12 protein-coding genes are annotated in these 13,648 nt (G+C 66.9%); 6 read left to right on the forward strand and 6 right to left on the reverse strand.

The window, feature by feature from the left end:
- Window positions 1-4: 4 nt before the first annotated feature.
- Window positions 5-1,522, reverse strand: coding sequence for a fumarate hydratase (locus tag AC6CHL_RS07535; protein ID WP_038687545.1), 1,518 nt, complete (start codon window positions 1,520-1,522; stop codon window positions 5-7).
- Between the two features lie 171 nt (window positions 1,523-1,693).
- Here AC6CHL_RS07535 and AC6CHL_RS07540 point away from each other — a divergent pair, with 171 nt between their 5' ends.
- The 5 genes from AC6CHL_RS07540 (at window position 1,694) to AC6CHL_RS07560 (ending at window position 7,138) form a co-directional block, all read left to right on the forward strand.
- Window positions 1,694-2,590, forward strand: coding sequence for an RNA polymerase sigma-70 factor (locus AC6CHL_RS07540; protein ID WP_498294054.1), 897 nt, complete (start codon window positions 1,694-1,696; stop codon window positions 2,588-2,590).
- Window positions 2,591-2,625: 35 nt separating this feature from the next.
- On the forward strand, window positions 2,626-3,069 hold the full coding sequence (locus AC6CHL_RS07545) for a carboxymuconolactone decarboxylase family protein (RefSeq protein WP_038692031.1): 444 nt from the start codon (window positions 2,626-2,628) through the stop codon (window positions 3,067-3,069).
- A 388-nt stretch (window positions 3,070-3,457) separates the two neighbouring features.
- On the forward strand, window positions 3,458-5,329 hold the full coding sequence (locus AC6CHL_RS07550; RefSeq protein ID WP_498294055.1) for an ABC transporter ATP-binding protein: 1,872 nt from the start codon (window positions 3,458-3,460) through the stop codon (window positions 5,327-5,329).
- Between the two features lie 94 nt (window positions 5,330-5,423).
- A complete protein-coding gene (locus AC6CHL_RS07555; RefSeq protein ID WP_137189893.1) occupies window positions 5,424-6,203 on the forward strand; it encodes a ferredoxin--NADP reductase in 780 nt (259 codons plus the stop codon).
- Between the two features lie 389 nt (window positions 6,204-6,592).
- The gene (locus AC6CHL_RS07560; RefSeq protein WP_498294056.1) at window positions 6,593-7,138 is read left to right on the forward strand and encodes a TlpA disulfide reductase family protein; all 546 of its coding nucleotides are present in this window, start codon (window positions 6,593-6,595) and stop codon (window positions 7,136-7,138) included.
- 147 nt (window positions 7,139-7,285) lie between these two features.
- Here the strand turns inward: AC6CHL_RS07560 and AC6CHL_RS07565 are convergent, their stop codons facing one another.
- Entirely contained in the window at window positions 7,286-7,768 is a 483-nt protein-coding gene (locus AC6CHL_RS07565; RefSeq protein ID WP_038687537.1) for a glutathione peroxidase, read from the reverse strand.
- Window positions 7,769-8,050: 282 nt separating this feature from the next.
- Here AC6CHL_RS07565 and AC6CHL_RS07570 point away from each other — a divergent pair, with 282 nt between their 5' ends.
- Complete coding sequence (locus tag AC6CHL_RS07570) at window positions 8,051-10,222, forward strand: M3 family metallopeptidase (RefSeq protein WP_038687534.1); 2,172 nt, start codon at window positions 8,051-8,053, stop codon at window positions 10,220-10,222.
- 123 nt (window positions 10,223-10,345) lie between these two features.
- Here AC6CHL_RS07570 and AC6CHL_RS07575 read toward each other — a convergent pair whose 3' ends face one another.
- From AC6CHL_RS07575 to AC6CHL_RS07590, 4 genes are all read right to left on the reverse strand, one after another.
- A complete protein-coding gene (locus AC6CHL_RS07575) occupies window positions 10,346-10,741 on the reverse strand; it encodes a UDP-N-acetylglucosamine-peptide N-acetylglucosaminyltransferase (RefSeq protein WP_448134019.1) in 396 nt (131 codons plus the stop codon).
- A 93-nt stretch (window positions 10,742-10,834) separates the two neighbouring features.
- Window positions 10,835-11,302 carry a hypothetical protein gene (locus tag AC6CHL_RS07580; RefSeq protein WP_448134020.1) on the reverse strand — a complete coding sequence of 156 codons (468 nt, stop codon included), beginning with the start codon at window positions 11,300-11,302 and terminating at the stop codon, window positions 10,835-10,837.
- A 296-nt stretch (window positions 11,303-11,598) separates the two neighbouring features.
- Window positions 11,599-12,717, reverse strand: coding sequence for a cyclopropane fatty acyl phospholipid synthase (gene cfa, locus AC6CHL_RS07585; protein WP_498294057.1), 1,119 nt, complete (start codon window positions 12,715-12,717; stop codon window positions 11,599-11,601).
- A 14-nt stretch (window positions 12,718-12,731) separates the two neighbouring features.
- Entirely contained in the window at window positions 12,732-13,622 is an 891-nt protein-coding gene (locus AC6CHL_RS07590; protein ID WP_394343846.1) for a DUF3298 and DUF4163 domain-containing protein, read from the reverse strand.
- Window positions 13,623-13,648: the final 26 nt, after the last annotated feature.

Here is a 13,648-nt window from a genome sequence, read left to right on the forward strand (position 1 = left end):
GAGGTCAGGCCACCACCACCGGAATCTTGCCGATGCGGGCCTGCCATTCGCGCGGGCCGGTGATGTGCACCGATTCGCCGGTGGAATCCACCGCCACGGTCACCGGCATGTCCTGCACGGTGAACTCGTAGATCGCTTCCATGCCCAGGTCGGCGAAACCGACCACCTTGGCCGCCTTGATGGCCTTGGACACCAGGTAGGCCGAACCGCCGACCGCCATCAGGTAGGCCGACTTGTTGTCGCGGATCGCTTCGATCGCCGCCGGGCCGCGCTCGGCCTTGCCGACCATGCCCAGCAGGCCGGTCTGTTCCAGCACCTGGCGGGTGAACTTGTCCATGCGGGTAGCGGTGGTCGGACCGGCCGGACCCACTACTTCGTCGCGCACCGGATCGACCGGGCCCACGTAGTAGATGAAACGGCCCTTGAGGTCGACCGGCAGCGGCTCGCCCTTGTCCAGCATTTCCACGATGCGCTTGTGCGCGGCATCGCGGCCGGTGAGCAGCTTGCCGTTGAGCAGCAGGGTCTGGCCCGGCGTCCAGCTGGCCACGTCTTCGGGGGTGATCGTGTCGAGGTCGACACGGGTGCCCTTGGAGGCGTCGTAGGTGATCTGCGGCCAGTCTTCCAGCGACGGCGGATCCAGCATCACCGGGCCGCTGCCGTCCAGGGTGAAGTGCGCATGGCGGGTGGCCGCGCAGTTGGGGATCATCGCCACCGGCAGGTTGGCCGCGTGGGTCGGGAAGTCCTTGACCTTGATGTCCAGCACCGTGGTCAGGCCGCCCAGGCCCTGCGCACCGATACCCAGCGCATTGACCTTGTCGAACAGTTCCAGGCGCAGTTCTTCGGCGCGGTTGGAGGCGCCACGGGCCTTGAGCTCGTTGATGTCGATCGGCTCCATCAGCGATTCCTTGGCCAGCAGCATCGCCTTCTCGGCGGTGCCGCCGATGCCGATGCCGAGCATGCCCGGCGGGCACCAGCCAGCGCCCATGGTCGGCACGGTCTTGAGCACCCAGTCCACGATCGAGTCGGACGGGTTGAGCATGGCGAACTTGCTCTTGGCTTCCGACCCACCGCCCTTGGCGGCGACGATCACCTCGACATGGTCACCCGGCACCACCTTGACGTTGACCACGCCGGGGGTGTTGTCCTTGGTGTTGGTGCGCTTGCCGGCCGGGTCGGCCAGCACCGAGGCGCGCAGCTTGTTGTCCGGGTGGTTGTAGGCGCGGCGCACGCCTTCATTGGCCATGTCTTCCACGCCCATGGTGGCATCGTCCCAGCGGACGTTCATGCCGATTTCCAGGAACACGGTGACGATGCCGGTGTCCTGGCAGATCGGGCGGTGGCCTTCGGCGCACATCCGTGAATTGATCAGGATCTGGGCCATCGCTTCCTTCGCGGCCGGCGATTCCTCGCGCTCGTAGGCGGCGGCGAGGCTCTTGATGTAATCGACCGGGTGATAGTACGAAATGTACTGCAGCGCGTCGGCGATGGACTGGATGAGGTCTTCCTGCTTGATCGATGTCACGACTTGCTCGCTTGCTGGAGGCTGGCGGGGATTCAGCCCATCATTTTACCCCCCTGGCGCCGCCAAGGGGCATTGGCCGTGGTGCGACACCGGGCATCGCGCCGGCACGGCGTCTGCGGCACAGTGGCCCTGCCCCTGTCACAACCACGCCCCTGGCGGCGTCCTCCCGGCATGACCCCGACCGATACCTTCCAGACCCACCGCCCCCGCCTGTTTGCCCTGGCCTACCGCCTGCTGGGCAGCCGCAGCGACGCCGAGGACGTGGTCCAGGACGCCTGGCTGCGCTGGCAGGGGGCCGACATCGCCAGCATCCGCGACCCGGAAGGCTGGCTGGTGACCGCCACCACGCGCCTGGGCCTGGACCGCCTGCGGGCGCGGCGCAACGCCCGCATCGACTACGTGGGGCCGTGGCTGCCCGAGCCGCTGGAGATCGCCCTGGACCCGGATCCGCTGCACGACCCGGCCCAGCGCCATGCGCGGGCCGACGAGGTGTCGATGGCCTTCCTGGCCCTGCTGGAGCAGCTGGGGCCGGACGAGCGCGCCGCCTTCCTGCTCAAGGACGTGTTCGACTATGACTACCCCGACATCGCTCCCCTGCTCGACCACAGCCCGGCCAACTGCCGCCAGCTGGTCCATCGCGCCCGCCAACGCCTGCAGGCCGGCAAACCGCGCTTCGAGGTCAGCGCCGGGCAGCACCGCGACCTGCTGACCCGCTTCATGGATGCCTCCCAGCGCGGCGACCAGGCCGCGATCCTGTCGTTGCTGCATGCCAATGCGGAGATGGTGTCCGACGGCGGCGGCCGGGTCACCGCGGCCATCCGTCCGTTGCTCGGCGCCGAACGCATCGCCCAGCTGTACTGGGCGATCGCGCGGCGCAACGGGGCGCACCCGGCCCGGATCGGCTACGTGAACGGCGAGCCGGCCATCCTGCGTTTCCAGGGCGACCAACTGCATTCGGTCACGCTGGTCAGCATCGACGGCGATCGCATCGCACGGGTGCTGAGCGTGCTCAATCCAGAAAAACTCACCGCCCTTGTCACAGCGCGCGACGCGGGCGCGTCCTCCTGATGAAGACGGCCAACCGGGCCGTCATGGAGTCCACCATGTCCGCTTCTCCCCGCGTTCCCTATTTCCGCCTGGCCAACGAGGCCATCAAGGGCCTGCTGGCCACCAGCAAGGCCGTGCATGAGAGTTCGATCGACCCCACGTTGATGGAGCTGGTGTTCCTGCGCGTGTCGCAGATCAATGGCTGCGGCTACTGCATGGACATGCACGGCACGGCCCTGCGCAAGGGCGGCATCGAACCGCGCAAGCTGGACACGTTGCCGGCCTGGCACGAAAGCCGTTTCTTCGACGCCCGCGAACGCGCCGCGCTGGGCTGGGCCGAAGCACTGACCCGGCTGCCCGACGGCGCGCCCTCCGACGCGGCGTTCGAGGCACTGGCGCCGCACTTCGATGAAAAGGGCATCAGCGACCTGAGCGTCGGCGTGGCCGTGATCAACGCCTGGAACCGCCTGGGCGCGGGGCTGCTGCCGCCGCTGCCGTAACCCGGTAGTGCCGGCCGCTGGCCGGCTCCACGCACATCCATCCCCCGCGGTAGCGCCGGCCGCTGGCCGGCGCCACGGACATCCATCCCACCCGGTAGTGCCGGCCGCTGGCCGGCTCCACGGACATCCATCCCGCGCGGTAGTGCCGGCCGCTGGCCGGCTCCACGGACATCCATCCCGCGCGGTAGTGCCGGCCGCTGGCCGGCTCCACGGACATCCCCCCCCCCGCGCGGTGCCGGCCAGCGGCCGGCACTACCGTGCGATTGCCGTGCTGCGGTGTGCCGACCACCGGTCGGCACCTACCGGTTGGGATGGGTGCGCGCTTTGGTGGCGTGGCGTGCAACGCATTCATCCCTCCGCCACGGCGCGGGCGCGCACAATAGCGGCCATGCCTGCTTCCCCCGCTGCCGGTGCGCCCGGCCAGAAGAATCCCAGCCTGCGCGAACGCTTCCAGGCGATGCGCAACCTGCCCCCGTTCCTGCGCCAGGTGTGGCAGACCAGCCCCGGCCTGGCCAGCGCCAGCCTGGGCCTGCGCCTGATCCGTGCGTTGCTGCCGGTGGCAATGTTGTACGTGGGCAAATTGATCATCGACGCGGCGCTGCACCTGAGCCAGCACGAGGCCGGGTTCCCGCCGTTCGGCGAGGCGCTGTCCAGCGGCCTGCTCAATCCACTGCTGGGCCTGCTGGCGTTGGAGTTCGGCCTGGCGATCGTGTCCGACCTGCTGGGCCGCGCGGTGAACTACGCTGACAGCCTGCTCTCGGAACTGTTCACCAACGTCACCAGCGTGCGGCTGATGGAGCACGCCGCCGAGCTGGACCTGGAAGACTTCGAAGACCCCGACCTGCAGGACAAGCTGGACCGCGCGCGGCGCCAGACCATGGGCCGGATGAACCTGATGAGCCAGCTGTTCGGCCAGGTGCAGGACGCCATCACCGTGGCCAGCCTGGCGGTGGGCCTGCTGGTGTACGCGCCGTGGCTGATCCTGCTGCTGGCGGTCGCGCTGGTGCCGGCTTTCATCGGCGAATCGCACTTCAATGCGGCCGGCTACTCGCTTAATTTCCAGTGGACGCCCGAGCGCCGCCAGCTGGACTACCTGCGTCAGATCGGGGCCAGCGTGGAAACCGCCAAGGAGGTGAAGATCTTCAACCTCCACCGGTTCCTGATCGAGCGCTACAAGTTCCTGGCTGACAAGTTTTTCCACGCCAACCGCGCACTGGCCCGCAAGCGTGCGTTCTGGGGCACACTGCTGGCCGCGCTGGGCACGCTGGGCTACTACACCGCCTATGCCTACATCGCGTGGCGCACCGTGCGCGGCGACTTCTCCATCGGCGACCTCACCTTCCTGGCCGGCAGCTTCCTGCGCCTGCGCCAGCTGCTGGAAGGCCTGCTGATCGGGTTCTCGCAGGTGGCCGGCCAGGCGCTGTACCTGGACGACCTGTTCTCGTTCTTCCAGATCCAGCCGGAAATCCACTCGCGCACCGACGCGGTGGCGATTCCGCAACCGATCACCCAGGGCTTCGTGTTCGAGAACGTGGGCTTCCGCTACCCCGACGCCGAGTCGTGGGCCGTGCGCCACCTGGACTTCGAACTGCGTGCCGGCGAAGTGCTGGCCCTGGTGGGCGAGAACGGGGCCGGCAAGACCACCTTGGTAAAACTGCTGGCGCGCCTGTACGACCCCGACGAGGGCCGCATCCTGCTCGACGGGCGTGACCTGCGCGACTACGACCTGGACGACCTGCGTGCCAACATGGGCGTGATCTTCCAGGACTTCGTGCGCTACAACCTGAGCGCCGGCGAGAACATCGGCGTGGGCCTGGTGGAAGCGATGACCGACGATGCGCGGATCCGCGACGCGGCCCGCCGCGGCATGGCCGACGAGGTCATCAACGCCCTGCCCAACGGCTACGACCAGTTGATCGGCCGCCGCTTCAAACAGGGCGTGGACCTGTCCGGCGGGCAGTGGCAGAAGATCGCCATCGCGCGGGCCTACATGCGCGACGCCCAGGTGATGATCCTCGACGAACCCACCGCCGCACTGGATGCGCGCAGCGAGTTCGAGGTGTTCCAGCGTTTCAAGGAACTGTCCGACAACCGCACTGCCGTGCTGATCTCGCACCGCTTCTCCTCGGTGCGCATGGCCGACCGCATCCTGGTGCTGGCCGGCGGCCGGATCGAGGCCAGCGGCACCCACGCCGAGCTGATGACCCAGGGCGGCCGCTATGCCGAATTGTTCGAACTGCAGGCGGCGGGATACCGCTGACAGCCCCGTTCCACAGGCCTTCCCGGCCAGTCAATGAGAATTTATCTCATTTGAGATAAACTGGCCGGGACAAAACAGATCAGACCCCACCCCCATGTCTTCCGCTTTCGGCGCCGAAACGGTGCTTGAGGTCCGTCACTGGACCGACGCCTACTTCAGCTTCACCACGACCCGCGACAGCGGTTTCCGCTTCGAGAACGGCCAGTTCGTGATGATCGGCCTGGAAACCGAGACGCGGCCGCTGCTGCGTGCCTACTCGATCGCCAGCGCCAACTGGGAAGAGAACCTGGAGTTCTTCAGCATCAAGGTGCAGGACGGCCCGCTGACCTCACGCCTGCAGCACATCCAGCCCGGCGACAAGGTACTGGTTGGCAAGAAGCCCACCGGCACCCTGCTGATCAGCGACCTGCACCCGGGCAAGCACCTGTACCTGCTGGGTACCGGCACCGGCCTGGCGCCGTGGCTGTCGGTGATCAAGGACCCGGAAACCTACGAACGCTTCGACAAGGTGATCCTCACCCACGGCGTGCGTTACGAAAAGGACCTGGCCTACCGCGACCTGTTCGAGAAGGAACTGCGCGAGCACGAATTCCTCGGCGAGATGATCGGCGACAAGCTGCTGTATTACCCGGCCGTCACCCGTGAGGCGTTCCCCAACCAGGGCCGCCTGACCTCGCTGATGGAAAGCGGCGAGATGCAGAAGACCCTCGGCCTGCCGCCGCTGGACCCGGAAAACGACCGCGCCATGATCTGCGGCAGCCCGCAGATGCTGGCCGACCTGCGCACCGTACTGGACAGCCGTGGCTTCCAGACCTCCCCGCGCATCGGCACCCCGGGCCACTACGTCTTCGAGCGCGCGTTCGTCGAGAAGTAATCGCGGCGCCGGGCGCTGCCCGGCTCACCAACCTGCGCCACCCCGTAGAGCCGGGCTCTGCCCGGCTGATCGACCGACATGCACGCCAGCCGGGCAAAGCCCGGCTCTACGGGGCTGATCGACCAACCTGCGCCACCTCGTAGAGCCGGGCTCTGCCCGGCTGATCGACCGACCTGCTCGCCAGCCGGGCAGAGCCCGGCTCTACGGGGCTGATTCGCCAACCTGCGCGCCAGCCGGGCAGAGCCCGGCGCTACGGGGCTGATTGGCCGACCGCGGCCCTGCCGGGTAGAGCCGACCGTTGGTCGGCTACCGCGCCAACGATCGCATGCACGTTGGGCTATATTCCGCGTCAGCCCGGCAACGGTCGGGCCGGACCTGGAGCCGTGCCGATGATCAGGAAGATCCGTCCCGCCCTCGCCTGCCTGCTGCTCGGCATGAGCCTGGCCGCCAGCGCTGCGGCACCCGCAACGCCCTCACCGAACGCCGGCGATATCCCGCCGCAGATCCTCGGCAAGGACCGCCAGGGCAACGTGGTCGACCTGGCCAGCCAGCGCGGCAAGGTCGTCATCGTCACGTTCTGGGCATCGTGGTGCGGCCCATGCCGCAAAGAACTGCCGATCCTGGGCCAGCTGCAGAAGGTCATCGGACATGACGCGCTGCAGGTCTACGCGGTGAACCTGAAGGAACCGCGCGCCGATTTCGCCGCCATCGCCCGCAGCCGCAACGCCCCGCCGCTGGACTACATCCATGACGCCAAGGGCGTGGTCAGCGACCAGTACGGCATCCAGGCCATCCCGCACATGTTCATCATCGGCCACGACGGCAGCATCGCCCGCGTGCATCGCGGCTACTCCGAGCAGAGCCTGCCGAAAATCGTCGACGACATCCTCGCCCTCCTGCCCGAAGACGTGCGCAACCGCCAAGCCGGCGGCTGATTCCACCGCCGCGGTGTAGAGCCACGCCATGCGTGGCTGGAACGCTGGGCGAACCGGTAATGCGAGGAGCCGGCCAGCGGCCGGCACTACCGGGATCACGGAGCCGGGCAGAGCCCGGCGCTACGCCGGTGCCGCCTCGCTCCGGTGTTACGCCAGCGCCGCTTCGATGTCGTCGCGCAGGGACTCGGGCTTGTCGGTCGGCGCATAGCGCTGCAGCACCTGCCCGTCGCGGCCGACCAGGAACTTGCTGAAATTCCACTTGATCCCGCGCGTTCCCAACACCCCGGACTTCTCCGCCTTCAGCCACTGCCACAGCGGGTGCGCACCCTCGCCGTTGACCTCGACCTTGTCCGACAACGGGAAATCCACCGCGTAGGTCAGCGAACAGAAACTGCGGATCTCCTCGGCGTTGCCCGGCTCCTGGTGCCCGAACTGGTCGCACGGGAACCCGATCACCACCAGCCCGCGCGCCGCGTACTCCCGCCAGAGCGCCTCCAAGCCTTCGTACTGCGGGGTGAACCCGCACTTGCTGGCCACGTTCACCAACAGCAGCACCTTGCCCCGGTACTGCTCCAGCGCCTGCGGCTGCCCGGTGAGGTCCACGAACGAGAAATCAAAGGCGGTGGTCATGACCGAGCTCCTGGGCAAAAAAGCATCTTAGCGCCGTGGTGGGGATGAACGGGGCGACGGGCTGTGGGGTGGCGCTGACGCGGTGGGGTTGATGGGGAGCCGGCCAGCGGCCGGCACTACCGTCTGATTTGCCACTCAGCGATGCGCCGGCCAAGTGCCCTACGCACGCGGCAGACCCACCGCCGCGCCTTGCGCCCCGCGCTTTCAACATGCCTTTCGACACAAGCCCCACCCCGCCCCCCCGGGTTACCCTCGGGCACTTGTCTGACCGGAGAATTCCCCTTGACCACCCGTCTTGCCCTTGCCGTCGCCGTGACCCTCGGCCTGGCCCTGCCTGCCTATTCCGCCGTCGCCGCTGCCCCCGCCGCCGCGAACGCCCAGCAGGCCAACCCGTTCTTCGCCGACAGCCCGCTGCCGCTGCATTACCCGCAGTTCGACAAGATCAAGGACAGCGACTTCGCCCCCGCCTTCGACGCCGGCATGGCCCAGCAGCTCAAGGAAGTGGAGGCCATCGCCAACAACAAGGCCAAGCCTACCTTCGACAACACCCTCATCGCCCTGGAAAAGAGCGGTGACACCCTGGATCGCGCCACGACCGTCTTCTTCAGCCTGGTCGGCGCCGACACCAACGACACCCGCAAGAAGCTCCAGGCCGACTACTCGGCCAAGTTTGCCGCCCACAGCGATGCCATCGCCCTCAACGGCAAGCTGTTCGCCCGCATCCAGACCCTGTACGACACCCGCGCCCAGCTCGGCCTCGACGCCGAAGGCGTGCGCCTGGTCGAGAAGTATTACGAAAGCTACGTCCGCGCCGGCGCCAAGCTCAACGATGCCGACAAGACCAAGCTCAAGGCCATGAACGCCGAACTGGCCAACCTGGGCACCACGTTCAGCCAGAACGTGCAGAACGAAGTGAACGCCTCGGCGGTCGTCGTCGACGACGTCAAGCAGCTCGATGGCCTGTCGCCTGAGCAGATCGCCGCCGCCGCCGAAGCCGCCAAGGCCCGCAAGCTGGACGGCAAGTACGTCATCGCCCTGCTCAACACCACCGGCCAGCCGCCGCTGACCAACCTGCGCAACCGCGACCTGCGCCAGAAGATCTACGAAGCGTCCATCACCCGCGGCAGCCGCGGCGGCCAGTACGACAACACCGCCCTGGTCTCGCGCATCATGCAGCTGCGCGCCGACAAGGCCAAGCTGATGGGCTTTGCCAACTTCGCCGCCTACAACCTCACCAACCAGACCGCCAAGACCCCCGAAGCGGTCAACGCCATGCTCGGCCAGCTCGCCCCGGCAGCCGTCGCCAACGCCAAGCGCGAAGCGGCCGACCTGCAGGCCATGATCGACCAGGAACAGAAGGCCGCCGGCAAGCCCACCTTCAAGCTGGAAGCCTGGGATTGGGCGTTCTACAGCGAGAAGGTCCGCCAGGCCAAGTACAACTTCGACGAATCCCAGCTCAAGCCGTACTTCGAGCTGAAGAACGTGCTGGAAAACGGCGTGTTCTTCGCCGCCAACCAGGAATACGGCCTGACCTTCAAGCAGCGTACCGACCTGCCGGTCTACCACGACGACGTCACCGTCTATGACGTGTTCGATGCCGACGGCAGCCAGCTGGCGATCTTCATCTTCGACCCGTACGCACGCGCCTCCAAGCGCGGTGGCGCCTGGATGAACTCGTACGTGTCCCAGTCCGCGCTGACCGGCTTCAAGCCGGTGGTGGCCAACCACCTCAACATCCCCAAGCCGCCGGCGGGCCAGCAGACCCTGCTGACCTGGGATGAAGTGACCACCACCTTCCACGAGTTCGGCCACGCCCTGCACGGCATGTTCTCCAACGTGAAGTACCCCTACTTCTCCGGTACCGCCGTGCCGCGCGACTTCGTCGAGTTCCCCTCGCAGGTCAACGAAATGTGGTCGGACAACCCGGCCATCCTGAAGAACTACGCCAAGCACTACCAGAACGGCTCGGCCATGCCGCAGGCGCTGCTGGACAAGGTGATTGCCGCGGCCAAGTTCAACCAGGGCTTTGCCACCACCGAATACCTGGGCGCGGCCATGCTTGACCAGCGCTGGCACCAGATCGGCCCGGACCAGGTGCCGGCCGCCAAGGACGTGATGGCCTTCGAGCGCGCCGCGCTGGAGAAGGACGGCATCTACTACGCGCCGGTTCCGCCGCGCTACAAGACCCCGTACTTCAGCCACATCATGGGCGGCTACTCGGCCGGCTACTACGCCTACATCTGGTCCGAAGTGCTCGACGCCAACACCCAGAAGTGGTTCCGCGAGAACGGCGGCCTGAGCCGCAAGAATGGCGACCACTTCCGCAAGGCACTGCTGTCCAAGGGCGGCAGCGTGGACGCGATGCAGCTGTTCCAGGACTTCGCCGGGCACGCCCCGCAGATCGAGCCGCTGCTCGAAAAGCGTGGCCTGACCTCGGGTGACAGCAAGAAGTAAGCGTCCGCTCCATCGACGTGCACCAAGAAGAACGCCCGGTCGTGCCGGGCGTTCTTTTTTGGTTTTTCTGCCCATGGCGATACGGACGTGGCGGTAGGTACCAACCGTGGGTTGGTACGGCCCTCAATGCGCCTGCGGGTCGAACCAGGCTTCCCAGGTAAACGGTGCGGCGGCCATCGTGCGCGCCTGTTCGAACGCCGCCCTCGCCTGCGCCATGCGCCCGGTATTGAGCAACGCCACGCCGAGGTTGAAGGCCGCATGCCGATCGTCGCTGCCCAACGCCAATGCCCGCTGCAACACCTCACGCGCGTGGGCGTACTGCGCGCGGTCACAGGCGACGGCGCCGAGCGCGGTCAGCAGCAGCGCATCCTCACCGTGGGCGGACAGCGCGGCCTCCAGCGTGGCCGCGGCCGTTGCAAGTGCAGTGTCCGCATCGCGCGTGCCGGCGAACGCGGCCTCCACCTCGCTGCGGGCGCTCAGCAACGCGTGGACCACGGCGGGAGAAACGGCGTCATGCATGTAGTGCAATGCTAACGGGAAACACACCCGCCCGGCGATGCCCGGGCGGGATCAACGCGGCCGCCAGCGCTATGCCGGCGGCCGCAACCGCGCTCAGTTCGAGGCGGTGGTATAGGCGTAACCGAGCGGCGACCCTGCCTGGTCAACCTTCGCCTTCACCTTGAAGTGGAACGCCGGCAGGTTGGAGCCGCTCATCCGGCAGTTCTCGGTTTCGGTCACCTTGCAGGTGTACGCCTGCTCGGTCGGCTCGAAGCCCATGCCGATGTACATCTCCAGGTCCGGGTTGGTACGCAGCATGGTGGTGGTGTAACGGTTCGCCTTCGGCTTGATCACACCGGAAATGGTCTCACCTTCCATCAGCGTCACATTCATGCCCGCCGTGCGCGAGCCGCCCGGGGCGGTCTGCAGGTTCCAGGACAGGCACACCATATCGGACGGGTCGGTGCAGGCCACTTCTTCCACGTCGTAGGCCTTGCGCGCGGCCGACGCCTGGCTGGCCAGGGTGCAGGCGAGCAGCACCGCGATGGCGCTGGCGAAATGGGTTTTCTTGTTGCTCGTCATCTGTTGATCAACTTCACATGGGGGGGATGGATGCCATCGCGAACCACCACCGAACGGGCATGACGTGCAACGACGGCGCCCAGTGGGCCATGCGGTGGCGACGAGAATCTGCGAATCGAATCACGTATTTCCCGGTCCCACCGCGCAGCGTGTCGGCAAGACGTTGAACGCCCCGACCGCGTCATATCGTGATTCTTTTGGCCTATCGCAACTGAACGAATACAGTCCGACATTGACGCATCGTTGGGCCATACGCGACATCCATGGCGATCCCGTCAGTGCAGGAGCCATCTACGTCAGCGCGGCGCCACATACCCACCCGGCACCCCATGCGGCGACAGCACCAGCTGCCACAACTGCGCATGCCGACAGCGGAAGCTGGCCATCGATGCAGCCAGGTAGAAACGCCACATGCGCTTGAAGCGTTCGTCATAGCGCAGCGGGTCCAGCTGCGGCCACGCGTTCTCCACGTTCAACCGCCAGGCCTGCAGCGTGCGGTCGTAGTCGGTGCCGAAATTGTGCCAGTCCTCCAGCACGAACAGCCCTTCGAACGCGGCGGTGAGCTGGGCGGCCGAGGGCAGCATCGAATTGGGGAAGATGTAGCGCGCAATCCACGGATCGGTGCGGTGGCGCGACAGGTTGCCGCCGATGGTGTGCAGCAGGAACAACCCGTGCGGATGCAGGCAGCGCCGCGCCATCTCGACATACCCGCGGTAGTTCTTGTCGCCCACGTGCTCGAACATGCCCACCGAGAAGATCGCGTCGAAGGTCTCCTCGACGTCGTGGTAGTCCTGCAGGCGGATCTCGATCGGCAGCCCGGCGCACAGCTGGTGCGCGTACTCGGCCTGCTCCTGCGAAATGGTGATGCCCACGCCGGACACGCCGTAGCGTTCGGCGGCGAACTTCAACGCTTCGCCCCAGCCACAGCCGATATCCAGAACGTGCTGGCCCGGGCGCAATCCGAGTTTGCGGCAGATCAGGTCGAGCTTGGCTTCCTGCGCCCCGTCCAGGTCCTGCGCGTCGCGCCAGTAGCCGCAGCTGTAGACCAGGCGCTCGCCGAGCATGGCCTCGTACAGGTCATTGCCGAGGTCATAGTGGCGCTTGCCGACTTCGAAGCTGCCACTGCCCGCCTGCAGGTTGAACAGGCGCGCCTTGAGTCCATCGGCCACTTCGCGCCAGCTGTGCACGCGCTCGTCCAGGTGGGCCTGCATCAGGTGATACAGGAAGCCGTCCAGCGAGGCGGCGTCCCACTGGCCGTCCATGTAACTCTCGCCCAGACCGAGCGAGCCCTGGGCCATGACCCGCGTATGGAACTGCGGGTCATGCACGTGGATGTCGTGCGGCTGGTCACCGCCAACGGTAACCCCCGCCTCGTGCAGCAACAGCGTCACTCGTCGTTGCAGTCCCGCGTCCACATTGCCTCCGTCGGTCAGCCTCGGGCAAACAGCCCCGCGTAGGCGGTGCCGACGTGCGGCGCCAGCACGCTGGCCGGAACATCCACGGTCTGCGTGCCATCCGAGTACGGCCCCACCTGGTACGGCGGGAACACAAAGCGTACCGCGCTGATCTTGCCATCGGTACCGGTGAGCGGCTGGAACTGACTGAAGTTCTCCGCGCTCGGCTCGGTGCCGTCAGCGATCATCCGGCTGGCGCTGCGCAGCGATTCCTGCAGTTGGCCCGGGTCCATGTCTTCGCTGCTCAGGCGGGTGGCCACGCGCTCGCGCAGTTGGTCGCCGATGTAATCACTGACCGCCTTCCAGCCCTTGGCGTCGGCCACCAGCTTGTCGGCGGTGAGCATCTGCTGCTGCTCGGGCAACCACACAAAGCGCGCCACCAGCGGCTCGCCATGGGCACCGCCGGTGTAGCGGCTGCCATCGGCGCTGACCACCACAAGCTGCGGGGTTTCCAGCACTTTCTCGAAGCTCAGCGACAGCTCGTAGGGCATCGTCGGTTTGTCATTGCCGAGGCCATCCACGGCCTGCTGCAGCTCGCCGCGCGCCGCGCCGGCATAGTCGGACAGTGCCTTGGCCAGGCCCGGGTACCGCGCGATGTCGGTCGGGTAGCTGATACCCACCACGGCCTGCGGCGTGTTTTCGATCACGTCGCGCAGTTCCACCGGGGCCGCTGCGTCGGCAGGCGTCTCGATGTTGGCCGGCTGCGCTGCCGTGCTGCCATCGGCCGGTGGTGCGGCGGTATCGGCGGCGTCGCGCTTGCAGCCGGCCACCAGCACCAGGCCCACGGCCAGGGCCAACGCGCTGGCGCGCAGCGCGCGACGGTTTACTACGATGTTCATTGCAATCCCCTTGTTGAAACCCAGCATGTTGATCGGTCGTCCCTGAGACACTC

The sequence above is a fragment of the Stenotrophomonas sp. GQ19 genome, from assembly GCF_059758695.1.